Source organism: Bacteroides helcogenes P 36-108 (assembly GCF_000186225.1).
Taxonomy (GTDB): domain Bacteria; phylum Bacteroidota; class Bacteroidia; order Bacteroidales; family Bacteroidaceae; genus Bacteroides; species Bacteroides helcogenes.
The window spans coordinates 1,527,614-1,551,547 of sequence record NC_014933.1 but is presented as its reverse complement, the minus strand read 5'-3'; the positions used below and the strand labels follow the sequence as shown (position 1 = coordinate 1,551,547).

Below are 23,934 nucleotides of genomic sequence, written 5' to 3'. Positions count from 1 at the left end.
GATTGACGGAGCAAAGATAACTAATTTATCCGGAACTCAAGGTCAGGGCGTTCTTTTAAGTAAGAGATAAGTTCGCGCCCCACAGAAAGTTTCACCGGACGGGACACCAAATCAACCGTCATCTTACTATCAGGATCCGTCACCTTGAAATATAGTTCCGTAGTACCCGGACGCTCTTTGGTCAATTCTGCCAGTTCAGTTACCAAAGACTTATTCAATACACTGAGAGGAATAAGGATAGTTATTTTTTCGATCAGCTTTTCTTTGACATCAGGCAAAAGTTCCATTGAAGTAATCTTTATTTCCAATTCATCCTGACGCCACTGCTTGGGTTGACAACGCGCCTTAATATAAAGAAACGTACGTTCGCCCAAATATCCTTGATAGGTCACCCAATCATTCCCGAAGAAAGGGAACTCTGCCGATCCGGAATAATCCTCTATTTTGGCAATGCCGTATGGATTGCCATTCTTACTAATTCCCCGACGCACAGAAGTAACGATACCTCCCATCGTAATTTCACGGCCAACAAGTGCCTGTTTATCTTCCACCTCTGCCATGCGCGTATTGCAGACATGTTCCAAAACTACTGCATACTCATCCAACGGATGAGCAGAAAGATAGATGCCAACCAGATCGCGCTCCCGGTTCAAGCGGTCGAGATCACTCCAACGTTCAGCCGGAAGAATTTCCGGAGTGGCAATATCCACCACGTTTTCGCCCCCAAACAAAGAATTGGCGGCAGCAGCCTGGTCTGCCTGATACCGGTTGCCATAACGAACCAGCGTTTCTATAAAAATTTCATTTTTTGAATTTACTGCAAAATACTGTTCACGCTTTAATTCCGGGAAGCTATCGAAGCCACCTGCCAAAGCAAGACATTCAATATTCTTCTTATTGCAAGCATTCAAGTTCACACGTTGTACGAAATCAAATATTCCCTTGTACGGGCCATTCTTTTCACGTTCTTCCATAATACTTTGCACAGCGCCCTCGCCTACACCTTTCACTGCACCAAGCCCGAAACGGATATTGCCTTCCCGGTTCACCGTAAACTTCAGGTTACTTTCATTCACATCTGGTCCCAGAGTATTGATACCCATAGCTTTGCATTCATCCATCAATTTGGTGATATCCGTAATGTTCGACAAACTTCGGCTCATGACTGCCGCCATATATTCTGCCGGATAGTTCGCCTTCAGGAAAGCAGTCTGATATGCTACCCATGAATAACAAGTGGCATGTGATTTATTGAAAGCGTAAGAAGCAAACTTTTCCCAGTCCGCCCAAATCTTTTCAAGTACCTTCGGCTCATGTCCGTTCTTCTGTCCACCGGCGATAAACTTAGGCTTCATGTGATCCAGCTTGTCACGCAGTTTTTTACCCATCGCCTTACGCAAGGCATCGGATTCGCCACGGGTAAAGTCCGCCAGCAAACGGGACAAAAGCATCACTTGCTCCTGATAAACAGTAATTCCATAAGTATCCTTCAGGTATTTCTCCATGATGGGGATATCGTATTCAATTGGTTTACGTCCCCATTTACGGTCGATGAAATCAGGAATGTAGTCCATAGGTCCCGGACGATAAAGGGCATTCATGGCTATCAGATCCTCGAAAGTACTGGGTTGCAGCTCACGCAAGTATTTCTGCATACCTGCCGATTCAAATTGGAAAGTTCCGATAGTGCGACCGTCACAATATAATTTATAAGTAGCCGGATCTTTGATTGAGATTTTATCAATATCAAGTTCCACACCACGATGCAAACGCACATTGGCGACAGCTTCCTTGATAATGGACAAAGTTTTCAATCCAAGGAAATCCATCTTGATCAGCCCCGTGTCTTCAATCACCGAACCTTCATATTGGGTTACCAGCATCTTTTCCCCCGTCTCTTTATCATCGGCGGTGCTTACCGGAACCCAATCCGTAATATCATCACGGCAAATGATAGTACCGCAAGCATGCACTCCGGTTCCACGCACATTGCCTTCCAGCATCTTGGCATATTTCAGAGTATCCCTTACCAATGGATCAGGGGATGCCTCTGCCGCCTGCAATTCAGGCACATACTCGATAGCATTTTTCAGATTGAGTTTTTTATCAGGTATCTTGTCGGGAACAAGTTTTGCCAAACGGTCTGATTCAGAAAGAGGCAGTTTCTGCACACGTGCAACATCCTTGATAGCCAGTTTGGTTGCCATAGTGCCATATGTGATAATGTGGGCTACCTTTTCCTGTCCATATTTCTCTGTTACCCAACGAAGCACCTCTCCACGTCCGTCATCATCGAAATCCACATCAATATCGGGCAAAGATATACGGTCCGGATTCAGAAAGCGCTCAAACAGCAAGTCATATTGAATAGGATCTATTTTGGTTATACCCAAGCAATAGGCCACCGCCGAACCGGCAGCCGATCCACGTCCCGGCCCTACTGAAACTCCTAATTGGGTACGGGCGGCATTGATAAAGTCCTGCACAATCAAGAAGTAGCCCGGAAAGCCCATTGTCTTCATGATGTACAGTTCAAAAATCATACGTTCCTTCACTTCGTCCGACAGCGGGTCACCGTACAGTTTCTTGGCCCCGTCGAACGCCAATTTAGCCAAATAGTCAGCTTCCAATTTGATACGGTACAATTTTTCATAACCACCCAAACGTTTTATCTTAGCCTTGGCAGCATCCTCATCCAGCACAACATTTCCATTCTCATCTTGCGTGAACTCGTCAAATAAATCTTTTTCACTATATTTTTTTCGATATTCCTCTTCCGTCCCAAAATCTTCAGGAATAGCAAAAGTAGGCATGATAGGCGCATGGTCAATGGAATAATATTCTACCTTATCCAAAATTTCCAGCGTATTGGACAATGCTTCGGGAATATCCTCAAACAAAGCATTCATTTCCGCCTTGGTCTTCATCCATTCTTGCTTGGTATAAAGCATGCGGCTGGGGTCATCCAGGTCTTTGCCTGTGCTGAGGCATATCAATCGGTCGTGAGCCTCCGCATTTTCCTCATCCACAAAATGGACATCATTAGAGCAGATAACCTTTATATTATATTTCTTGGCATATTCCAACAATTTGGCATTCGCCTTCTGTTGCATGGGATAAGCTTCATGATTGGCACGAGGCACTGTAGCCTTGTGCCGTTGAAGTTCCAGATAATAATCATCACCGAAAAGATTCTTATACCAACGAATGGCTTCTTCTGCTTCTTCAAGCCGGTCATTAATGATTTTTTTAGGAACCTCGCCGCCGATACAAGCCGAGCAAATAATCAATCCTTCGTGATATTTCTCCAATTCATTACGGTCGGTTCGCGGACGCATATAATAGCCCCGCGTCCAAGCATGGGACACCAATTTAATAAGATTGTGATAGCCCTTTTCATTTTTCGCCAATACTATAAGGTGGTATCCGCTTTGATCAGGCTTACCCTCCTTTTTGTCCATAGTGCGGCGTGCCACATACATTTCGCAGCCGATGACAGGTTTGAACAGCTTACTTTCGGCTTCCGCTATCTTTGCGCGACATCCGGCTATTTCCATTTCCCTGTCCTCACACTCTATTTCACCACTTTCAATGCCGGCAATCCGTTTCTTAAGCTCTTTGATTTCTCCTCTCGGAGCACTGTTTTTCTTATTGACATAGTTGGTGAACTCCTTAATGCCAAACATGTTACCATGATCAGTTACGGCAATACCTTTCATACCATCCTTCATCGCCTTATCCACCAATCGGCTGACGCTTGCCTGACCGTCAAGGAGAGAGTATTGGGTATGAACGTGTAAATGAACAAAATCCTGCATATATTTCCTTTTCTATTGAGACTATAAAAATACAACCTCTGTAACATCTAACAAAAATATTCTCCAAAAAGTTATCAACATTAGCATTTCTCTCCATAAATTCTTGTTAGATTTTCAAAATAAGCCTATTTTTGCAGATAATTTCTATCTAAAATAGCAAATACGATATACATGGGTCAACTTAAAAGATTAAAAAAGATACGCATACACCGTGAAGGAACACATACATTGGCAGGTGGCCTGATACTGTTGTTAATTGTCAACACTGCCCTTTACTTCGGGCTGGAATGCAAAATTCCCTTTTACACGGTGGCGGTCATCAGTCTTGCCATATATGGAATATTGGTAAACTTTTTCCGCTGTCCTATCCGCTTGTTCGGACAGGAAGATACCGAAAAGATAGTAGTCGCCCCTGCCGACGGTAAGATTGTCGTGATAGAAGAAGTAGAAGAAAATGAGTATTTTCACGACCGCCGCATCATGATATCCATCTTTATGAGCTTAGTCAACGTACATGCCAACTGGTATCCGGTGGACGGCACTGTAAAAAAGGTATGGCATCAGAACGGCAAATTCATGAAAGCATGGCTACCCAAGGCAAGTACCGATAATGAACGTGCTTCTGTGGTTATAGAAACTCCTGAGGGAGTAGAAATCATGGCACGTCAAATAGCCGGAGCCATGGCACGCCGCATCGTAACCTATGCCGAAGCAGGAGAAGACTGCTATATTGACGAGCATCTGGGCTTTATCAAATTCGGTTCCCGAGTAGATGTTTTTTTGCCTTTGGGCACAGAAGTATTCGTAAAACTTGGGCAATTGACTGTCGGTAACCAAACTGTGATTGCTAAACTTAAATAATCAAAACAACAATGGCAAATTGCATTACCCGCCATATTCCCAATACTTTGACCTGCCTGAATTTATTCTCCGGGGGTATTGCTTGTGTCATGGCATTCGAAGCTAAATATGACTGGGCATTAGCTTTCATTATCCTCAGTTCCGTATTTGATTTCTTTGATGGTATGATGGCACGCTTGCTGGATGCACATTCCGTTATAGGCAAGGACTTGGACTCATTGGCAGATGATGTAAGTTTCGGGGTAGCCCCATCTTTAATAGTATTCTCCTTATTCAAAGAAATGCAATATCCGGGCGTGATGGCAAGCATGGCTCCATTCTTCCCCTATCTTGCTTTTCTAACATCCGTATTTTCCGCATTACGACTGGCAAAATTCAACAACGATATCCGTCAGACAAGTTCTTTCATAGGGCTTCCTGTCCCGGCAAATGCCTTATTTTGGGCCTCTCTGGCAACGGGAGCCCATGACTACCTTGTATCAGACAATTTTCATCCGCTTTACATGTTATTGTTGGTTTGTCTTTTCTCTTGGCTATTGGTTTCCGAGATTCCAATGTTCTCGCTGAAGTTTAAAAACCTGTCATGGAAGGAGAATAAGATCAGTTTCATTTTTCTGATTATATGCATTCCATTGCTTGTCTTTCTAAGAATAAGCAGTTTCGCCGCAATCATTGTTTGTTATATCTTACTTTCACTGATTACAAGAAAAAGTAAATAAACATTTTTTTGGCACGGTTGTTGTATTATCGTTCGTAATAACGAACACATAAAAGCCATTAGCCCATGTTTCATTTTTTAGGATTCTTATTTATAATAATTATTGCCATTCTGATTATTGGCCTTAGTGTTATCTCCGCTGTTATCCGAAGTATTTTCAGTTTAGGTGGACATCGCGCATCTTCCGGTTCCTATCAAAAATCAGGAGGATATTCTTATAATAGCCATCAACAGCACCCAGATTCTTCCTCACAACAAAATGAGGCAACAGAACCTGAAGACAGTGACATCCCCTTAAGACATAAAAAGCTATTCGCCAAAGACGAAGGAGAATATGTGGACTTTGAAGAAATCAAAGAGTAAGAAGAAAGAAGTAAAAAATAAGGGATTAACGACGCTTTCCCGCAAAGAATTCCTTCATCAATGCAGCACATTCATCCGCAAGTATTCCCTGTACCACTATTGTCTTGGGGTGCAGTGCCTGTGAGGCATAACGTTGATAACCCCGTTTTTCATCTACCGCACCAAAGACAAGCTTTCCCATTTGCGCCCATGCAATAGCGCCGGCACACATCACACAAGGCTCAACAGTAACATACAGTGTACATTCATTCAGGTATTTCCCGCCAAGAGTCGATGCTGCCGCAGTAATAGCCTGCATCTCGGCATGGGCAGTAACATCCGTCAATGTTTCAGTCAGGTTATGGGCACGCGCAATAATACGGTCTTTACAAACCACAACCGCACCGACGGGCACTTCTCCCCGTTCTCCCGCCTTTCGCGCTTCAAGAAGCGCCTGCTTCATGTAATAGCTATCGTCCAAATCGGTATTCTCTTTAATACTTAATCTTTTTAATTGCTGATTCATCGCCTCATGTCATGCTCGCCAAACAGAGTAGGATAATCTTCTTCCATATTTTTATGTATAAACATGAGAATAGTCTCCCGAAGCCAGCGTGACTTATTCGTTATCTTATACTTTTCAAGATAACGATCAACAATCCGCTGTTCTTCCTCGCTCATCAGGCATACCATGCGCTGCTCACGTTTCGGTTCTTCGAGTGTTGCTTTCGCACACGTTTTGTCTCTCTTCCTCATATTTTATGCAAAATTACTTTTACTTCCGTAAAAACAAAAAAGAACATGCGTATTTTTTATATTTGAGGCATTTTAAAGAGGCAGCAGGAGTTTTGGAATGCAAAACTTAAAGTATTTCCTAAAAAGATTTTGGTTTAGTGAATAAAAACGTATTTTTGAAGAGCTATAAAAAACAAACTATGAAACAGGTACATTTTCTCTGCTTTTTTCTGATACTATCAGTAACGACAAGCTTCACCTCGTGCAGCAAAGACAACGATGAGACAACAGCAACCGGCATATCCAACCAAAGTTGGATTGAAGGGACTCCAGTAGAAATCACAACAGGCTCCGTTCTTTCGGTTTCTTTCAAAGCAACAGCCGATTGGCAAGCCACTGCCGGCTCTGACTGGTGCGAGGTTCTTACTCCGACGGGCAACAAAGGGGCAAGTACGCTACGCCTAACAGTTTCTACAAGCACTGCAACAGATCGAACCACCACTATCACCATTAAATCCGAAGGATATGCCTCTGTCAACTTCATTGTGAAACAAGCGGCAACCCAAGTTGTCACAGTGAGCGAAAACCAGCAAGTCAACGAGCAAGTAGATAACTATTTAAAAAAGAACTATCTATGGAATGACGAATATAAAGGACTAAGCCTTGACTACACAAAGAGCTATGACAGCTTCTTCTACGATGCGCTGGGCAGTATGACAACTAATACTTTGGATAAAAGAAGCTATACAGGCTCTGACAATCAAACGCATTACAGCCTTTTCTCCTATATTGAGAAAAAGAACACCAGCAGTTCCACCCGATCAATTCCACAAGTACAGAAAGATCAGGAATACAGTTTCGGCATCACAGGAGCAGTTGCTGTGAAAATAAACAGTAAAAACGGATATTATGCATTCTGCATACAAGGAGTATATCCTGATTCTCCGGCATCGAAAGCAGGCATCAAACGCGGAAGTTACATAAGCCAAATAAACAACAGCCAGATTACCCAGAGTAATTACAACACCTTATTTCTCAATCTGCTATATCCCAAATCTGCCACTTCCCTAAGCCTCACCGAACTTTTCTTTAACGAAGACAACAGCACTGCAACCCAAGAAATCTCCATTACCGCACAGGCAATGTATAAAAATCCCATCCTCTATCAAGACGTCATCACGAGCAACGGTCACCCAATAGGCTATCTGGTTTATTCGGGATTTGACGCAGGTTTCGATGATTTGTTGTATGAAGTCTTCAAAAACTTCAAAAGCAAAGGCATAGAAGACCTTGTATTGGATTTGCGCTACAATGGAGGAGGACATGTCATATCCGCCAACCTGATAGCTTCGTGCATTGCCGGAAGCTATTGCAAAGGCAAGGTCTTTGCCAAGTACAGATACAATGATGAAAGAATGAAAGAATTCAATGGCAAGAAGCCTGAAGAACAGTTCAAATATGACAATTATTCCAATTTAGGATCATCATTATCTGCCGGAGGACTGGGTCTGAAACACGTGTATTGCCTTGTGGGCAAACCGACGGCCTCGGCCAGCGAACTTGTCATCAATTCATTAAGAGGAATCGATATAGAAACTGTGCTTATCGGAGAAAAGACTACAGGCAAAAATGTAGGCATGGAACCTCATAACATAATAGTCGGACAAAACACCTATGAGGTAGTTCCCATCACATTCCAATCTTACAACGCCAAAGATTATGGAAACTATGAAAGCGGCTTTGAACCTGACATTATTTTGGATGAAACCGATGCAGACAATGATAATTTTTTTGAAGGTTATATAGATTATGGCAACCTGGCCGAACCTCTGTTAAGCAGAGCCATCCAAGAGATTATTGGATTGGCTCCCACTCAAACCCGCAGCCTGAGCCAAATGACTCCTAAAGGCAAAGCCGTGAAAACACCCGTCATCTTCCGTCCGGGACGCGACGGCATGATTAAAGAATACGAATAGGCAGAGGCAATGGCTGTACACAATGCATTGGGAAAAGCAGGAGAAGATGCCGCCGCCACATATCTGGAGCAGAACGGCTACACTATACGCGACCGCAATTGGCGAAAGAATCATTTGGAATTGGATATTGTGGCCGTCAAAGACGAAGTGCTGATTGTCGCAGAGGTGAAAACCCGCAGCAATACGGACTACACAGAACCTCAAGATGCCGTGAATTGGCAAAAAATACGCCGCATCGTCGTTGCCGCCGATGCCTATATCAAGCATTTCTGTATCGACGCTCCCATCCGCTTCGACATCATAACGGCCGTAGGACAACCGGGAGCTTTCAGAATAGAACACTTGCAGGATGCCTTTTATCCGCCGATGTTCTAAACAGACAACAGTTTAAACAATTCATAAATCAAAGTTCAAAAAATCATAGCTGCCTTATGGATATAGAAATCGCACGTGAATACAGCCTCAACAAGAAAGCCGTTACAGAAGACTTTCCGTTTGGCGAAGACTTCCTTGTCATCCGCGTGATGGGCAAGATGTTCCTTTGCATCAACCTCAACACTCCCGACAGAGTCACCATGAAATGTGATCCCGAATACGCCATTGAGCTGAGAGAAAGATATTCAGCCATCGAGGGTGCGTGGCATTTCAACAAGAAATACTGGAACCAAGTGTTTCTGGACAGAGATGCCGACGACAAATTAGTAAAACATCTGATAGACCACTCTTATGAAGAAGTATTGAAGAAATTTACCAAAAAAATGCGTAATGAATATGAAGCCTTACCCTGACACATTCCCTTTTCCTTTGGTTGCTTTGGATGAAACAGACTCCACCAACCAATACCTCAGCCGGCTTTGCAACAACCGGCAAGAAGCAGTTGCCGAACTGACTACCGTCATCGCCGAGTTCCAGACCTCCGGTAAAGGACAGCGCGGCAATACATGGGAAGCCGAAAGCGGGAAAAACCTGCTTTTCAGCTTCGTGCTCTACCCTGCTTTTCTGGAAGCCCACTGCCAGTTCATCCTTTCACAAATAGTCTCCCTTGCCATCAAGGAGGAGCTGAGCAGATGGTCCAACGAGATTACCATAAAATGGCCGAATGACATCTATTGGAAAGACAGGAAAATCTGTGGCATCCTGATAGAGAATGATCTTTCCGGACATTACATCAGCCGCAGCATCTGCGGAATAGGCTTGAACATCAATCAGGAAAATTTTCACAGCGACGCTCCCAATCCTGTTTCTTTAAGACAAATTACCGGAAAAGAACACAACCGCCACGAAATTCTGGCACACATACTGAAGCGAATAGAAATATACTATAAAGGTCTCAGGCTGGAAGATTTCAAGGCTTATTCCGAGGAAATCTCCACCCGCTATGCTCGTTCTCTTTTCCGCCGCCGGGGACTTCATCCCTATCAAGATACCAACGGAAGATTCCTGGCACGCCTGCTCCGCGTAGAGCCGGACGGCCGCTTTGTGCTTGAAGACGAAAACGGGAAAGAACGGGAATATCTGTTTAAGGAAGTACAGTACATCTTATAGGAGTTCTTGTGATTCTTTGGCAGAGTCCCATACTTCAGATTGTTCTTTTTCTCTTTTTCTCCGTACCTGCTCCGTGTTTTCTCCGTGTCTATAGAGAGGGAAAACACAGGGAGCAGATACGGAGCAGATAAGGAGAAGGTAGGGAGCTGACAAGACGTATTCCCAATTAGTCTGTTTATCCGATTTTCTGCATCAATGTGCAAAATTCACAAAAAAGAAGCATTTTGCTAACATTTTTTAAAATAAATCCGTACATTTGCCGACATGAAGGATGTTATACGGATTTCTTTATTTCTTCTTGCAACAACAGTCTTCTGCGCTTGCGGACACAAACCTTATCCACAATCACTGATTGTTGCGGACAGTTTGACAAATGCCCATCCGGACAGTGCCGTATCCTTGCTGAAAAGCTTAGAAAGTACAATACAAGCAGAACCTGAAGCTACACAAATGTACTACCGTTTACTGTGCATCAAAGCAGGTGACAAAGCTTACAAACTTCATACTTCAGACAGCCTGATACTTCCCGTGCTGCATTACTACATAGAGAAAGACGATGAAAGACATCTGGCGGAAGCCTACTATTATGCCGGACGGGTATATCGGGATTTGGGAGATGCACCACAGGCATTAGATTACTTTGAGAAAGCATTGGAGGCATTGCCCGAAGACAAAGGAGGTAAGCTGAAAGGGAGAATTTATAGCCAAATGGGGACACTGTTTTCCTATCAAGGCTTATATGCCGAAGCACTAAAGATGTATAAAATGAACCGACATTACGACCTTATCATACAAGACAGTGTTGGTCTGATCTTCACGTTAAGGGACATAGGCAATATGTATAGGGAGTTAGGCAAACAAGACAGCACATTGGTCTATCTCAAAAAGGCAAATCTGTTGAGCCAACAATTACCACGAACAGGCTTGTTCAATTTGATTCAAAGCCAACTTGCCGCACTTTACACAGATTTACAAGAGTACGATTCTGCGCGTACAGTATTGCAAAATGCTTTAAGAGATACCGAACAATCCAACAAAAGTAGTATTTACTCTATCGCCGCCCGTTTTTATGATACAACAGGCAATACAGATTCTGCTGTTTGGTATTATAATAAATTATTAGACTTTGGCTCTGTCTATGCCAAAAGAACAGCCTATCGTAGATTATTGGAACTTGCCATTGAACGAAACAACACTAAACAAGCATCCGATTATCTCCATGGGTATCTCTGCAATATTGACTCCATACAAAAATTAACACAGACAGAAACCATCTATCGGATGCACGCTCTTTACAACTACCAGCTACGAGAGAAAGAGAATATGCAATTAAAGGCCGAAAATCGGAATAAGACATTTTGGACAGTAGTGACTTCTGGAGGTTTCATCATTATTATAGTATCTTTTATTGCCTTCCGTCAATATTACAAACGAAGAAATTTGGAACTAAAGCAGCAACTGGAAAAGCTCCAAAATATAGAAAAAGAAAATCAAGAGAAGATTGAATTCCTTGAAGGATATAAATCTCAAAAAGAAGAATTAAAAAAGAATTTGACAAATATAAGTATTCCTGAAGGTAATGCGAGAGAACAAAAAATAGAATTACTCAATCACATCTTACAACAACAAGTGATAGAAGCAGAGCAGGAGAAAAGAGCCCAAGAACATCTACTCTGCTCCGATTTATACAAAAAACTTCAAGAACGGGCAAACTCCGTACGTGGTGAAGCTTACATCACCTCGGAGGAGTGGAATTCAGTAAGAGAGTTCATAAGCCCCGCCTATCCCACTTTCCTCGAAAGACTGTATTCATTGCACACTCCTAATGAAAACGAGTTGCACGTCTGCATACTTCTCAAACTCCAATTCCGCCCAGCAGACATCGCAAGACTACTTCAACTCAAACCGGAAAGCATTTCTTCCATCCGAAAACGTCTTTACCAAAAAGTGACAGGAAGCAAAGGAAATCCAGAACTATGGGATAAGATTATTCATTCATTATAAATACTTTAGCTAACACAAAAGTACATTTTCACTATTTATATACATACCTTTGCACATACTTTTGCTCATAAAAAACAGCTTGCACATAAGTATGCACATACATAAGGCATTAAGAAGTTTTGGTTAAATCTTATTTGTTATCATCTTTGTCACAACAAAACAAGAAAAATAGAATCAGATGAAAACGAAGTATCTATTATTATTAGTTGTAGGCATATTCTGTAGTATGAGTATAAAGGCCATTGAAAAGAACATTCCAATATGTAGTTACTCGGACTTTGAAGAAGAATGGGGAAAAGACAGGCGTTCCATTACTTTAGAACCTATCGCTGCTATTGACGGCAATACGATACACATCTATACAGATATAGCTGTGAGTAGCGTAACGGTCGTAGTAAAAGACCAATGCGGCAATGCGGTCTATTACAATGGCGATGGAACATCTTCACAATGCCATACATTTGGAATGTATGATTTGCAGGATGGTGACTATCTATTGGAATTTAAAATCGGAGATGAATCCTATTATGGATATTTCTCCATACAGCAATGATATCTAATGCGCAATATGATATAGCATGACATAGCTCAGTAGGATGACGAGTTCATCCGAAAACCGAATGAAATAAAGAAGCAGAGTAGCTAACTGTGGGAATTAAAGTAATTGGTATGGCATTCTCCACCATAATATCGAAAGGTTGTAGTCAACAAATGTTGTACACAACATTAGAGTTTATTTATTTTCTAACTTAATTGTTGTTATTATGAGAAAGCTATTTATTATTTGTGCTATATTTGTCAGCACAGTAGCCGTTGCAGCACCTGCAGCTTATCAGTATTTTGTAGCATGCGGACAGTTATATAAAATTGACGCAAATGCTTCAGAAGCAGAAGTCCTTCATTGGATGGATCAGATTGAAGCTACATGCGATTGATCTTAAAAAAACTTCGGAAGGGGACTTGTCAAAGATACCCTTTTGTCAGTCCCCTTTTTTTATTTCAACATACTATGCGCCTATATCTATTTACATTCATTCTGCTACTCAACACTTGTGCTCTATGTGCACAAGAAGTAGCTTCATTGGAGTGTCATTACACAGAGACATTCAAGGACAATCTGAACAATAAGGGGAAAATCAGCCAGGATGAGATGATTCTCAAAATTGGCAAAGCGAGTTCCGAATTTTACAGCCTATGGAGAAGAGGCAGAGATCACATCACTGACAGCCTCAAATCCAAAGGCGCCTCCATGAATGACATCATAGCGGCAAGAGAAAAAATTATTTATCCCATAAGCGTGCAATATTACAGCATCTATAAGAATTATCCCCAAAAAGGGATGATTACACAAACTGACAATTTAGCCTTACAAGAATATATGTGCACTGAAAAGATGCAAATTCCTCAATGGCAAATAGAAGCAGATAGATGTAAGATATTGGGCTTTAACTGCCAAAAAGCAGTCACTACTTTTTATGGAAGGCAATGGACTGCCTGGTTCACTCTGGAAATTCCGTTTCAAGACGGTCCTTGGAAACTTCATGGACTGCCCGGACTGATATTGCAGGCCGAAGATACAGAAAAGGATTACTGCTTTAAGTGCGTGGAGATAAGAAAGGTGAACAGTATCATCAAGATACCTAAAAAGCACTACATCAAATGCAATAAAGAAGAATTTGACAAGGCGGTAAAGGAATACAATGGAGACATGGCCTCTTTTATGAGAAAACAAGGGAAAAGTATCCCCATACCTGTAGGGGGTAATGAAGAGGACGCAGCCAACCGTTTCAAGAAAAGCTACAACTATATAGAAAGATAAAATGACAAAAATTCTTTCCATAGCCCTATGGATCGCACTGTGCCTGTCCACTGGACTGCAAGCTCAATCTTACAAAGGAACAGTTTGCGACAAAGGCAGCGGAAAGTTCTTGGAAGATATATCCGTAAGCTTTCTTGCAGCAGACAGCTCGCTTATCAGCTATTCTTATACCGACAGACAAGGACACTTTGAGATGCAACCTGCCTCTACAGGGCGTTTCTTCCTGTTCTCTTCCATAGGCTATAAACAATTATTGCTCCCTGTCGCACAATTCAAGGATGGCATGACCATCAGGCTGGAAGAAACTGCCCTGCAGATAAGAGAAGTGAGAATCACCAGCCGACGCATCCGACAGAGCAAAGACACATTGACCTTTACGGTCAGCGGATTCAAAATGCCGCAAGACCGGAGCATAGAAGACGTCCTGAAAAAGATACCCGGCATCGAAGTTACCTCAAACGGCACTATCAAATTCCAGGACAAACCCATAAGCGGTTTCTACATAGAAGGAATGAATCTGCTGGAAGAAAAATATGCATTGGGCAGCAAGAACATTCCGGCAAACATGGTGCAAGAAATACAGGTACTACAGGCACACCAGCCAATAGCAGCTTTAAGAGGGAAATCATTCAGCGACAATGCCGCACTAAACCTGACCCTGAACGATAAAGCCAAAAGCAGGCTGATAAAAGTCATTGACCTGGGATTAGGAGCCGGAAATGGCTCCGGAGCACTATGGGACAATCGCCTGTTGGGAATGTTGTTCGGAAAGAACATGCAGAATCTCACCATGTACAAAAACAACAACACAGGCAAGGATATTGCGTCCGAAATCGTGCCCCTGACGCAGACCGGAATCATAAACTCATCGGACATGAACGGTGAAAATGACTTCTTTTCACAATCAGCGGCACAAAGCACAGGCGTGGATCCGGAGCGTTATCTGTTCAATAAGTCTCATTTAATAGTAACCAACCATCTGTACAGACCCAATGCAAAAACCGACTTACGGTTGCAGTTCAACGCCCTGCACAGTGAGGAAACCGCCAACCACCAGTCGGGAACCACTTACTTCTATCCATCGCAGACCATCACCATTGACGAAGCAGAAGATTATTCCGGCCAAGAGAATCGGGCAGAAGGACATCTGACCTACATGCTGAATGATAGTGACACTTATATCAAAAACACTCTAAAAGGTCAGATAGGGTTGCATAAAAGCACTCTGGACTTGACCGTCAACCGGCAAAGAACGAATGAATACATACACCCCGAACGGAAGTTCCTGCAAAATAACTTTGAATTGATCAAAAACAAAAAGAGCAATACACTGTCCATATACTCGGCGAACACCTATACAGAGCTCCCACAATATATGACTGTAACTCCAGGCCTGTTCACCGAACTGCTGAACAATGGAAAAGCATACGATACATTCAAGCAAGAAGCACACCTGAAAGTATTCTCGTCAGACAGTTATACCTACTTCCAGCATAAGCTTGCCGGATTCTATCTGAAGTATAAGACCGGCATCAAGTATAGCAACAAAAAAATGACATCGACTGTCTATACAGACCAAAAGCCTCTGCAAAAGCCATCCTTGGGCAATGACGTGCGGCTGGAAAGCGTCAGTTTGTACATAGAGCCCAGCCTAAACTACAAGAGTGAATTTTGGGAGATACAAGCAAGTGCCCCCATCGCTTTCTTGAGTCAAAGAGTGAAATACAGGATGCCGGACTCTCGGAGGCTGACCAAACAGCGCCTCATGCCGATGCCTGAACTGAACGTGAAATATGAAATGAATGCTTATTGGAACAGCATACTGTTATCTTCTTTCTCTTATACCGCCCCGGACATACAACAACTGTACGCAGGTTATCTGTTTTCTTCTTATCGGTCGGCATCAGCCTATGAGCCCCAACTGCATTTCGACAAAAGCTGGTATAATATGCTGGGAGTACGCTTCAACAATCCTCTAAAGGGTTTCTTTTTCAGTGTCACCGGCTTCTATAATTTAGGCAGACAAGACATTATCTACGGCTACGAAAATTCTGACAATTACCTTACGCTATGCAAAGCCTATCCTCGCCGGCACAACAGTTACCTTTGGGGGGCAAGAGCCCGTATTTCCAAAGCATATCCCTGGAAGAAACTATACACTGCATTCAGTGCCGTATATTCGCACAACAAAAGTCATCTGCTATTAGAAGAAGAACCGACCGTTTCTTCTTTGGAATCCATCAACCTGAAATTCAATTTCTCATTACAGCCAAGCCGATATGCCAACATAGATGGAAATACATCGGCCACACACACCAAATCGGCGTTAGACTATGCCGAGAATGAAGCTGTGAAGACATGGAACTACCGGCATGAATTAAATCTTAACCTGACATTATCGTCTCACTGGAAAGCCCGATTGGCAAACACTCTTTCACACAATAGCCGGAACAATGCATTCGCCTATTTTGCCGATGCCTCCATCATTTTCTCACAACGCTTATTCGACATAGAGATAGCCGGGCGCAATCTCCTGAACCATACGCGTCTTGACAACATCTATGTCAACAGTTTCACAGAAAAATATACAAGACACACCTTACGCCCTCAAGAGTTTCTGATGAAAATCGCATTTTCATTCTAACGGTCCATTCCTTTCTATTTCATCTCCCCTTCCACCTTCCTTATCCTTTCCAGTGTATTGCCGGCTTCCATAGAAGGGAAAAGCCGGAGTACCCGTTGCAGATAAGTTCTCGCCTTGTCATAACTGTCCGCAAATACCGCCGAAAGCCCATTGCGGTATCGGGCATATTGCATCCGTGTGGGAGAAGTGATTTTTTTATAATCGTCATCAAGCTTCTTCTTGTCCTTTTCGGCCTGGAGATAGTAATAATTTCCCAAGTAAATATTGGCTTGCAGGTTATTCCCATCAAGAGCCAAAACCTTCTCGTACATTTTCAGAGCCTCTTTTTCCTTTCCGCGCATCATCTCCATCTCGGCACAAGAAACAAGCGCAGACACGTCTTCGGGGTGGCGTTGCAGGAATTCTTTATAAAACAGATAAGCCTTGTCATAGTTCTGCTTTTCCTTGTAGCATAGGGCAAGCTCACCGGCCAAACGGGGAGCCACGGCACTGTTTTTATCCACATTTGTCCAATAGAACATTTCTGTCTTGTCTGCACCGGCGGCGGCAGCCTGACGAAACAAACTCACGGCATAGTCATCTTTACCATCGGACAGAGCTTCGGATACTTTCTGCAGCAGGTCGCCTGCCGACTGCGCAAAAAGTGACAGAGGGAACATTATGAATAAGGAGAAAAGTAAAGTTAAGGTTTTCATACTTAAAGCATATAATAATTAAAGCATCTGATACATTTCATTGAAACACATCTACAAATATACGGACTATTGAAATAACTGCCAATATGGAAAGGTAGAAAAATAGTTAATCATATTGGTCTATATTTCCCTTTTCTGCGTACATTTGTCCACTCCCTTTTAATAAAGATTGCAAATGACGCCCAGAGACAAACAAATTCTTCAGATAGCATTGCCTTCCATCGTGTCCAACATCACTGTCCCCCTACTTGGACTGATAGACGTAGCCATTGTAGGCCATCTGGGATCACCCGTCTATATAGGTGCGATAGCCGTAGGCGGCATGTTGTTCAATATCATCTACTGGATATTCGGCTTCCTGCGGATGGGAACCAGTGGAATGACCTCACAAGCTTTCGGAAAACGGGATTTGCGGGAAGCCACACATTTACTCCTGCGCTCTGTCGGCATAGGATTGGCGGTGGCATTTTGTCTCATCATCCTGCAGGTTCCCATCCGACAGGGCGCATTCATGCTGATTCACCCTACGGAAGAAATCAAAGGACTCGCTACAACCTATTTCCATATCTGCATTTGGGGAGCGCCTGCCGTGATGGGACTGTACGGACTTTCGGGCTGGTATATAGGGATGCAGAATTCACGTATTCCCATGTATATAGCCATAACACAGAACATCGTGAATATTATTGCCAGCCTCAGCCTCGTCTGTTTCTGCAAGATGAAAGTGGAGGGAGTTGCTCTGGGCACATTGATTGCACAATATGCAGGTTTCTTCATGGGCATCGCATTGTGGGCATACCGGTATGGCAGACTCAAAAAGTACGTTGTCCCGAAAAGAATATTGCAGAAGGAAGCCATGACCCGTTTTTTTCGAGTAAACCGCGATATATTCTTCCGCACCCTTTGTCTGGTGGCGGTAACCCTGTTCTTTACATCGGCAGGAGCCTCGCAAGGTGAAATCATACTGGCGGTAAACACTCTGCTTATGCAGCTTTTCACTTTGTTTTCGTATGTGATGGATGGCTTTGCCTATGCGGGAGAGGCCCTTATCGGAAGATACATCGGAGCCCGTGACCGGGAAGCCTTCGCGGATACTGTCCGGCACTTGTTTGCCTGGGGGATGGTGACGGCCACGATCTTCACCCTGGCTTATGCTTTGGGAGGCAGTGCCTTCCTCGGACTCCTGACCGATGACAAGGAAGTGACGGCCGCAGCCGACACCTATTTTTATTGGGCGCTCGCCATACCGGCGGCCGGTATGGGCGCCTTTATCTGGGACGGCATTTTCATCGGAGCCACAGCCACACGTGCGATGCTACTTTCCATGTCAGCGGCAACCGCAGGTTTCTTTGCTTTGTACTACGGATTTCGTCCCGCATTGGAAAACCATGCGTTGTGGCTTGCCTTCCTCATCTACCTTTTTATGCGGGGAATGATACAGACCGGACTGAGCCATGGAATTATAAAGAAAATATTCGGCTGACCGTTTTGTTGACAGGCATACCTCCATCCGGGGAAATGAGAAAAAGAGAGCTTATATCTTTATAAGCTCTCTCCAACCCGTTATTTCAAACATCATATATTCCGTGACTATCTTTTCCGTATCTTCCGGACTGACCTTATGCATTATCAGTTCTTCAAGCATCGAAAACATCCAAACGGTATGTAAATGAATAAAGAAATCAGAGACATTAATGTCAAGCTGGGGATGCTTTCGCTTCATTTCCCGGAAATAGTCTTTCACCAACAGAGTGGACTTGTCTGTAAATTCCTCCTTGAACTTCTCCAGAGAAGAACCCTGGGAACGGAAAAACAACAATGACAATAACGGGCGATGCCGGTGGATCAAATCAATATATTCTTCCACCACATAGCGTAAATACGTTTCGGACTGCATATGGAGGATATCCACCCCCCGTCGGCCGTGGTGTTCGTGCAACATATTTTCAAAGGCCCGTGTAACAGGATATACCACTGTCCTGAAAATATCATCCTTGCCTTTGAAATAATTGTAAATATTACTCAGGCTCACCCGGGCACACTCTGCAATGTCACGCATGGAGGTTTTCAAGAAACCTTTTTCCTGGAAGATCTTCCCTGCAGCCTGCAAAATATCATTCCGGATATCGTCCTTAGGTATCTGCATAATCGTAGCGGCGAACTATATGTTTTTTATTTGCAAAGTAATAAAGGTTTTGGCTTACGGACAATACCCACTTATTGTGATTTTTACCGGGAAACATTTTGCCCGAAAAAAGTGTTATCTTTGTACCGAAATAACCTACATCACAGATATGACTTCCGATTCCGAAAACATACTGCATATCAAGAATATGGTATGCGGCCGTTGCATCATGGCAGTAAAGAGCCGCCTCGAACAGTTGGGCCTGCATCCCCTATCAGTGGAACTGGGCATTGCCGTATTGCCCGGCAAAGTGACCGAAGAGGTTCATCAAGCCGTGAAGAAATCACTCGAACCACTCGGGTTCGAACTGATCGACGACAAGAGATCACAAACAATAGAACGAATAAAAGATGCCGTCATCGAACTGGTGCATTACAATGACAACGGACTGAAAGTAAACTTGTCCGATTACTTGAGCGACAAGCTCAACCGGGATTACGGCTCGTTGAGCAAACTGTTCTCTGAAATAACCAACACTACCATCGAGAAATACCTTATTGCACAAAAAATAGAACGTGCCAAGGAATTGCTGGTTTATGGAGAGCTCTCACTGAACGAAATTGCCGACAAACTGAATTATTCGAGCGCATCCTATCTCAGCGCCCAGTTCAAAAGCGTCACCGGATTGACTCCCAGCTACTTCAAGAAGCTCAAAGAGAACAAGCGCAAGCCACTCGACGAGGTATAAGGAAAAGACTCTGCCCCCATTCCGAACAAAAGCCCGTTCGCACGTTGCGGATAGCATTACACGGAATCTTATAAATCAATCCCCGAATTCCATAACTGTCTGCCGCCTGCATCGGCGTATCTTTGCCTCGGAAAAAAGACAGCTTATAACGTCAAACTTAATACATCCATTTATGGCAAACAGTAATATCGTTCAAGAAACATTCCCCGTAGTGGGCATGAACTGCGCTTCATGTGCCGCACGGGTGAACAAGGCACTGAGTCACCAGACCGGAGTAAACCGGGCAGCCGTAAACTTCGCTTCGGGTACGGCAACCGTGGAATATGAGCGTACGCAATGCTCTGCTAAGGCTTTGCAGCAAGCCGTACAAGCCGCCGGCTATGACCTGCTGATAGAACAGGATAAAAACACCCTTGAAGAATCCCGGCAGGCACACGATAAAAAATATCATGCACTCAAGTTCCGCACCATAGGAGCCATCATCCTTTCCGTACCCACCGTCATCATCGGCATGTTTTTCATGGACATGCCTTATGCCAATCTTATCATGTGGTTACTCTCCACTCCCGTCGTATTCTGGCTGGGCAGAAGCTTCTTCATCAACGCACTGAAGCAACTGAAGCATGGCAGTGCCACCATGGATACTCTGGTGGCAAACAGCACCGGCATCGCTTATCTGTTCAGCCTGTTCAACATGTTGTTTCCAGACTTCTGGCTGTCAAGAGGAGTCCATCCGCATGTCTATTTTGAAGCGGCAAGCGTCATTATCGCCTTTATCCTGCTGGGACGCCTGCTGGAAGAGAAAGCCAAGGGAAACACCTCTTCCGCCATCAAGAATCTGATGGGATTGCAACCTAAGAATGTGACAGTCATTGCCCCGTCCGGTGAGCAGAAAGAAATATTCATTGAACAAATACGCCCCGGAGACATCATTTTAGTAAGGCCCGGCGAACGTATTGCTGTGGACGGCATCGTTACAGAAGGCACATCATACGTGGACGAAAGCATGCTGAGCGGCGAACCCGTAGCCGTGCCCAAGCGCAAAGACACCAAAGTATTTGCCGGAACCATCAATCAAAAAGGCAGCTTCCGGTTTCGGGCAGAAAAAGTGGGTACGGACACTATGCTGGCCAAAATCATCCGCATGGTGCAAGATGCACAGGGAAGTAAAGTACCCGTACAACAACTGGTCGACAAAATTGCGGGCATCTTCGTCCCGGTCATTATCGGCATCGCCGTAATGTCCTGCATAGCATGGATGTTGCTCGATGGGGAAAACGGCTTCACGCACGGTCTGCTGGCTTTAGTCACCGTATTAATCATAGCTTGCCCATGCGCCCTGGGACTGGCAACTCCAACCGCCATCATGGTAGGAATCGGAAAGGGAGCTGAAAGAGGTATTCTGATAAAAGACGCGGAAAGCCTTGAAACAGCCCAAAAGATAGACACGGTGATACTTGACAAGACGGGAACCGTGACCGAAGGCAAACCAGTGGTCAGCGAACTGATTTGGAACAACGGTGCAGACGATGCGCAAAGCATCTTCTACAGTTTAGAGAAACTCTCGGAACATCCGCTTGCCGAAGCCATTGCCGGCCACCTCAAAAATACACAGCCCACGAAAATCGAAGATTTCGACAGTATCACCGGAAAAGGCGTGAAGGGCCGGGTGCAGGGAAAAATCTATTATGCGGGCAATCGCAAGCTACTGGAGGAAAAGGGAGTTGCCCTCTCCCAAACATTGGTGGACGAAGACACCCGATTGACGGCCGAAGCACAAACCGTCATCTGGTTCTCGGATGAGGCAAACGCTCTGGCAATAGCGGGCATAACAGACCGGATTAAAGAGACTTCCATAGCGGCGGTCAAAGAATTGCTCAACACCGGAATCGACGTATATATGCTGACCGGAGACAATGAGGCCACTGCCAAGGAGATTTCTCGCAAGGCAGGAATTCCGCATTATAAGGCAGGAGTATTGCCTCAGGACAAAGCCGGATTCGTCTGCCAATTGCAAAGGGAAGGAAAAAAGGTGGCAATGGCGGGCGACGGCATCAATGACAGCGCCGCCCTTGCCCAAGCCGATTTGAGCATCGCCATGGGAAGCGGAAGTGACATTGCCATGGATGTGGCCAAGATGACCATCATATCTTCCGACCTGACAAAAATACCGGAAGCTCTCAAGTTATCCAGACTGACTGTACGCACTATCCGCAGGAATCTGTTCTGGGCATTCATCTACAACCTGATTGGTGTGCCCATTGCCGCAGGTATTCTCTATCCTGTCAGCGGATTCTTGTTGAATCCGATGATAGCGGGTGCGGCAATGGCATTCAGCAGTGTCAGTGTAGTGAGCAACAGCCTACGTCTGAAAAGGAAAAAACTTTTCAAGCAAGCTTGATGTTTTTGTTGAGGTTTGCATTATCTTTGCCCCTAAAGAGAATTTATAACATCTTAATCACAATATGGCAACATACAAAAGAATCTTATTGAAACTCAGCGGCGAAAGCCTGATGGGGGAAAAGCAGTACGGCATTGACGAGAAGCGCCTTGCCGAATATGCGGCACAGATAAAGGAAATCCATGAATTGGGAGTACAAATAGGAATCGTGATTGGCGGCGGAAACATCTTCCGCGGACTAAGCGGAGCCAACAAAGGCTTTGACCGTGTGAAAGGCGACCAGATGGGAATGCTGGCCACGGTTATCAACAGCCTCGCACTCAGTTCGGCACTTACCGCCGCCGGAACAAAAGCACGCGTGCTGACTGCCGTGCGCATGGAGCCCATCGGGGAATTCTACAACAAATGGAAAGCCATTGAATGCATGGAAGCAGGTGAAGTAGTCATCATGTCCGCCGGAACAGGCAATCCGTTCTTCACCACCGACACGGGTTCCAGCCTGCGGGGCATCGAGACAGAGGCTGACGTAATGCTGAAAGGAACACGCGTGGACGGCATCTATACCGCCGATCCGGAAAAAGACCCCACCGCAACAAAGTTCCATGACATCACCTACGATGAAGTGCTGAAACGCGGGCTGAAAGTAATGGATCTCACCGCCACCTGTATGTGCAAAGAAAACAATCTGCCTATCATCGTATTCGATATGGATACAATGGGCAATCTGAAAAAAGTGATGCAGGGCGAAGAAATCGGAACATTAGTACATAACTAATCGAAGAAAGATAGACCCGTTATTGCAGAAAATCAAAAAATACGCTACTTTTGTTTTCAATTCAATTAAGAATCCAAGCAATTTCCAAAACGAAAAAATATGAAAGACGTAAAAGACATCTTAGACGAAGCGAAAGAAAGTATGGATATGGCAGTGATGTATCTTGAAGAAGCACTGGCGCACATCCGTGCCGGAAAAGCTGACATACGCCTGCTGGACGGCATCCGTGTGGACTCTTACGGAAGCATGGTTCCCATCAACAATGTGGCGGCTGTAACCACCCCCGATGCCCGCAGTATCACCATCAAACCGTGGGACAAAGGCATGTTCCGCATCATCGAGAAAGCCATCATCGACTCAAGCCTCGGCATCATGCCCGAAAACAACGGTGAGATTATCCGCATCGGCATCCCGCCCCTGACCGAAGAACGCCGCAAGCAACTTGCCAAGCAGTGCAAAGGCGAAGGAGAAACCGCCAAAGTAAGTGTGCGGAACGCACGCCGCGACGCCATCGACGGCCTGAAGAAAGCCGTAAAGGACGGCTTGGCAGAAGATGCACAGAAAGGCGGTGAAGAAAAGCTGCAGAAGATACACGACAAGTACATCAAGCAGATAGAAGACATGCTCGCCGCAAAGGATAAAGAAATCATGACAGTTTAACCAGTGGATAGCCGGCAGATGACGGACAATTCTTGTCATCTGCCGGCTATCAGCTTTCAACCATACAT

General features: G+C 44.4%; 22 protein-coding genes. 17 read left to right on the top strand and 5 right to left on the bottom strand.

Annotation, left to right across the window (positions count from 1 at the left end; genetic code table 11):
• Positions 1-20: 20 nt before the first annotated feature.
• Positions 21-3,818, bottom strand: a complete 3,798-nt coding sequence (dnaE, locus tag BACHE_RS06135) for a DNA polymerase III subunit alpha (protein ID WP_013546823.1) — start codon at positions 3,816-3,818, stop codon at positions 21-23.
• Between the two features lie 171 nt (positions 3,819-3,989).
• Here dnaE and BACHE_RS06130 point away from each other — a divergent pair, with 171 nt between their 5' ends.
• The 3 genes from BACHE_RS06130 to BACHE_RS06120 all read left to right on the top strand — a co-directional run bounded on the left by BACHE_RS06130 (position 3,990) and on the right by BACHE_RS06120 (position 5,760).
• Positions 3,990-4,679 carry a phosphatidylserine decarboxylase family protein gene (locus BACHE_RS06130; protein ID WP_013546822.1) on the top strand — a complete coding sequence of 230 codons (690 nt, stop codon included), beginning with the start codon at positions 3,990-3,992 and terminating at the stop codon, positions 4,677-4,679.
• 11 nt (positions 4,680-4,690) lie between these two features.
• Entirely contained in the window at positions 4,691-5,398 is a 708-nt protein-coding gene (pssA, locus tag BACHE_RS06125) for a CDP-diacylglycerol--serine O-phosphatidyltransferase (protein ID WP_013546821.1), read from the top strand.
• 65 nt (positions 5,399-5,463) lie between these two features.
• A complete protein-coding gene (locus BACHE_RS06120) occupies positions 5,464-5,760 on the top strand; it encodes a DUF4834 family protein (RefSeq protein WP_013546820.1) in 297 nt (98 codons plus the stop codon).
• Positions 5,761-5,785: 25 nt separating this feature from the next.
• Here BACHE_RS06120 and BACHE_RS06115 read toward each other — a convergent pair whose 3' ends face one another.
• Both BACHE_RS06115 and BACHE_RS06110 read right to left on the bottom strand, forming a co-directional pair.
• A complete protein-coding gene (locus BACHE_RS06115) occupies positions 5,786-6,265 on the bottom strand; it encodes a nucleoside deaminase (protein WP_013546819.1) in 480 nt (159 codons plus the stop codon).
• Positions 6,262-6,495, bottom strand: a complete 234-nt coding sequence (locus BACHE_RS06110; RefSeq protein WP_013546818.1) for a hypothetical protein — start codon at positions 6,493-6,495, stop codon at positions 6,262-6,264. Before BACHE_RS06110 ends, BACHE_RS06115 begins: the two co-directional genes overlap by 4 nt.
• 179 nt (positions 6,496-6,674) lie before the next feature.
• On the opposite strand from BACHE_RS06110, the gene BACHE_RS06105 reads away from it, so the two are divergent.
• The 9 genes from BACHE_RS06105 to BACHE_RS06070 all read left to right on the top strand — a co-directional run bounded on the left by BACHE_RS06105 (position 6,675) and on the right by BACHE_RS06070 (position 16,462).
• The gene (locus BACHE_RS06105) at positions 6,675-8,450 is read left to right on the top strand and encodes a S41 family peptidase (RefSeq protein WP_041579690.1); all 1,776 of its coding nucleotides are present in this window, start codon (positions 6,675-6,677) and stop codon (positions 8,448-8,450) included.
• Positions 8,451-8,459: 9 nt separating this feature from the next.
• The gene (locus BACHE_RS06100) at positions 8,460-8,825 is read left to right on the top strand and encodes a YraN family protein (RefSeq protein WP_013546816.1); all 366 of its coding nucleotides are present in this window, start codon (positions 8,460-8,462) and stop codon (positions 8,823-8,825) included.
• 56 nt (positions 8,826-8,881) lie between these two features.
• Positions 8,882-9,238, top strand: a complete 357-nt coding sequence (locus tag BACHE_RS06095; RefSeq protein WP_013546815.1) for an MmcQ/YjbR family DNA-binding protein — start codon at positions 8,882-8,884, stop codon at positions 9,236-9,238.
• Positions 9,222-9,995, top strand: a complete 774-nt coding sequence (locus BACHE_RS06090) for a biotin--[acetyl-CoA-carboxylase] ligase (protein WP_013546814.1) — start codon at positions 9,222-9,224, stop codon at positions 9,993-9,995. The genes BACHE_RS06095 and BACHE_RS06090 overlap by 17 nt, the downstream gene beginning before the upstream one ends.
• 264 nt (positions 9,996-10,259) lie before the next feature.
• Positions 10,260-11,999 carry a tetratricopeptide repeat protein gene (locus tag BACHE_RS06085; protein ID WP_013546813.1) on the top strand — a complete coding sequence of 580 codons (1,740 nt, stop codon included), beginning with the start codon at positions 10,260-10,262 and terminating at the stop codon, positions 11,997-11,999.
• A gap of 178 nt (positions 12,000-12,177) precedes the next feature.
• A complete protein-coding gene (locus BACHE_RS06080) occupies positions 12,178-12,552 on the top strand; it encodes a DUF3244 domain-containing protein (RefSeq protein WP_013546812.1) in 375 nt (124 codons plus the stop codon).
• A gap of 211 nt (positions 12,553-12,763) precedes the next feature.
• Positions 12,764-12,934 (top strand): hypothetical protein, encoded by a 171-nt coding sequence (locus BACHE_RS17535; RefSeq protein WP_013546811.1) that lies wholly within the window; start codon positions 12,764-12,766, stop codon positions 12,932-12,934.
• 74 nt (positions 12,935-13,008) lie between these two features.
• A complete protein-coding gene (locus BACHE_RS16615; RefSeq protein ID WP_013546810.1) occupies positions 13,009-13,818 on the top strand; it encodes a GLPGLI family protein in 810 nt (269 codons plus the stop codon).
• Between the two features lies 1 nt (position 13,819).
• Complete coding sequence (locus BACHE_RS06070) at positions 13,820-16,462, top strand: peptidase associated/transthyretin-like domain-containing protein (protein WP_013546809.1); 2,643 nt, start codon at positions 13,820-13,822, stop codon at positions 16,460-16,462.
• Positions 16,463-16,476: 14 nt separating this feature from the next.
• Here BACHE_RS06070 and BACHE_RS06065 read toward each other — a convergent pair whose 3' ends face one another.
• On the bottom strand, positions 16,477-17,157 hold the full coding sequence (locus BACHE_RS06065) for a tetratricopeptide repeat protein (protein WP_013546808.1): 681 nt from the start codon (positions 17,155-17,157) through the stop codon (positions 16,477-16,479).
• 175 nt (positions 17,158-17,332) lie between these two features.
• Here BACHE_RS06065 and BACHE_RS06060 point away from each other — a divergent pair, with 175 nt between their 5' ends.
• Positions 17,333-18,640 carry an MATE family efflux transporter gene (locus tag BACHE_RS06060; protein WP_013546807.1) on the top strand — a complete coding sequence of 436 codons (1,308 nt, stop codon included), beginning with the start codon at positions 17,333-17,335 and terminating at the stop codon, positions 18,638-18,640.
• Positions 18,641-18,691: 51 nt separating this feature from the next.
• Here BACHE_RS06060 and BACHE_RS06055 read toward each other — a convergent pair whose 3' ends face one another.
• Positions 18,692-19,303 (bottom strand): TetR/AcrR family transcriptional regulator, encoded by a 612-nt coding sequence (locus BACHE_RS06055; RefSeq protein ID WP_013546806.1) that lies wholly within the window; start codon positions 19,301-19,303, stop codon positions 18,692-18,694.
• Positions 19,304-19,451: 148 nt separating this feature from the next.
• Here BACHE_RS06055 and BACHE_RS06050 point away from each other — a divergent pair, with 148 nt between their 5' ends.
• The 4 genes from BACHE_RS06050 to frr all read left to right on the top strand — a co-directional run bounded on the left by BACHE_RS06050 (position 19,452) and on the right by frr (position 23,866).
• Positions 19,452-20,030: a helix-turn-helix domain-containing protein gene (locus BACHE_RS06050; RefSeq protein WP_013546805.1), complete on the top strand. Its 579-nt coding sequence runs from the start codon at positions 19,452-19,454 to the stop codon at positions 20,028-20,030.
• Positions 20,031-20,202: 172 nt separating this feature from the next.
• Entirely contained in the window at positions 20,203-22,431 is a 2,229-nt protein-coding gene (locus BACHE_RS06045) for a heavy metal translocating P-type ATPase (RefSeq protein WP_013546804.1), read from the top strand.
• 64 nt (positions 22,432-22,495) lie between these two features.
• Positions 22,496-23,206, top strand: coding sequence for a UMP kinase (pyrH, locus tag BACHE_RS06040; RefSeq protein WP_013546803.1), 711 nt, complete (start codon positions 22,496-22,498; stop codon positions 23,204-23,206).
• A gap of 99 nt (positions 23,207-23,305) precedes the next feature.
• Entirely contained in the window at positions 23,306-23,866 is a 561-nt protein-coding gene (gene frr, locus BACHE_RS06035) for a ribosome recycling factor (RefSeq protein ID WP_013546802.1), read from the top strand.
• Positions 23,867-23,934: the final 68 nt, after the last annotated feature.

What these genes read in the sequence shown, in the direction of transcription:
- dnaE (WP_013546823.1), bottom strand. Translation starts at nt 3,818, where the DNA reads ATGCAGGATTTTGTTCATTTACACGTTCATACCCAATACTCTCTCCTT.
- BACHE_RS06130 (WP_013546822.1), top strand. Translation starts at nt 3,990, where the DNA reads ATGGGTCAACTTAAAAGATTAAAAAAGATACGCATACACCGTGAAGGA.
- pssA (WP_013546821.1), top strand. Translation starts at nt 4,691, where the DNA reads ATGGCAAATTGCATTACCCGCCATATTCCCAATACTTTGACCTGCCTG.
- BACHE_RS06120 (WP_013546820.1), top strand. Translation starts at nt 5,464, where the DNA reads ATGTTTCATTTTTTAGGATTCTTATTTATAATAATTATTGCCATTCTG.
- BACHE_RS06115 (WP_013546819.1), bottom strand. Translation starts at nt 6,265, where the DNA reads ATGAATCAGCAATTAAAAAGATTAAGTATTAAAGAGAATACCGATTTG.
- BACHE_RS06110 (WP_013546818.1), bottom strand. Translation starts at nt 6,495, where the DNA reads ATGAGGAAGAGAGACAAAACGTGTGCGAAAGCAACACTCGAAGAACCG.
- BACHE_RS06105 (WP_041579690.1), top strand. Translation starts at nt 6,675, where the DNA reads ATGAAACAGGTACATTTTCTCTGCTTTTTTCTGATACTATCAGTAACG.
- BACHE_RS06100 (WP_013546816.1), top strand. Translation starts at nt 8,460, where the DNA reads ATGGCTGTACACAATGCATTGGGAAAAGCAGGAGAAGATGCCGCCGCC.
- BACHE_RS06095 (WP_013546815.1), top strand. Translation starts at nt 8,882, where the DNA reads ATGGATATAGAAATCGCACGTGAATACAGCCTCAACAAGAAAGCCGTT.
- BACHE_RS06090 (WP_013546814.1), top strand. Translation starts at nt 9,222, where the DNA reads ATGAAGCCTTACCCTGACACATTCCCTTTTCCTTTGGTTGCTTTGGAT.
- BACHE_RS06085 (WP_013546813.1), top strand. Translation starts at nt 10,260, where the DNA reads ATGAAGGATGTTATACGGATTTCTTTATTTCTTCTTGCAACAACAGTC.
- BACHE_RS06080 (WP_013546812.1), top strand. Translation starts at nt 12,178, where the DNA reads ATGAAAACGAAGTATCTATTATTATTAGTTGTAGGCATATTCTGTAGT.
- BACHE_RS17535 (WP_013546811.1), top strand. Translation starts at nt 12,764, where the DNA reads ATGAGAAAGCTATTTATTATTTGTGCTATATTTGTCAGCACAGTAGCC.
- BACHE_RS16615 (WP_013546810.1), top strand. Translation starts at nt 13,009, where the DNA reads ATGCGCCTATATCTATTTACATTCATTCTGCTACTCAACACTTGTGCT.
- BACHE_RS06070 (WP_013546809.1), top strand. Translation starts at nt 13,820, where the DNA reads ATGACAAAAATTCTTTCCATAGCCCTATGGATCGCACTGTGCCTGTCC.
- BACHE_RS06065 (WP_013546808.1), bottom strand. Translation starts at nt 17,157, where the DNA reads ATGAAAACCTTAACTTTACTTTTCTCCTTATTCATAATGTTCCCTCTG.
- BACHE_RS06060 (WP_013546807.1), top strand. Translation starts at nt 17,333, where the DNA reads ATGACGCCCAGAGACAAACAAATTCTTCAGATAGCATTGCCTTCCATC.
- BACHE_RS06055 (WP_013546806.1), bottom strand. Translation starts at nt 19,303, where the DNA reads ATGCAGATACCTAAGGACGATATCCGGAATGATATTTTGCAGGCTGCA.
- BACHE_RS06050 (WP_013546805.1), top strand. Translation starts at nt 19,452, where the DNA reads ATGACTTCCGATTCCGAAAACATACTGCATATCAAGAATATGGTATGC.
- BACHE_RS06045 (WP_013546804.1), top strand. Translation starts at nt 20,203, where the DNA reads ATGGCAAACAGTAATATCGTTCAAGAAACATTCCCCGTAGTGGGCATG.
- pyrH (WP_013546803.1), top strand. Translation starts at nt 22,496, where the DNA reads ATGGCAACATACAAAAGAATCTTATTGAAACTCAGCGGCGAAAGCCTG.
- frr (WP_013546802.1), top strand. Translation starts at nt 23,306, where the DNA reads ATGAAAGACGTAAAAGACATCTTAGACGAAGCGAAAGAAAGTATGGAT.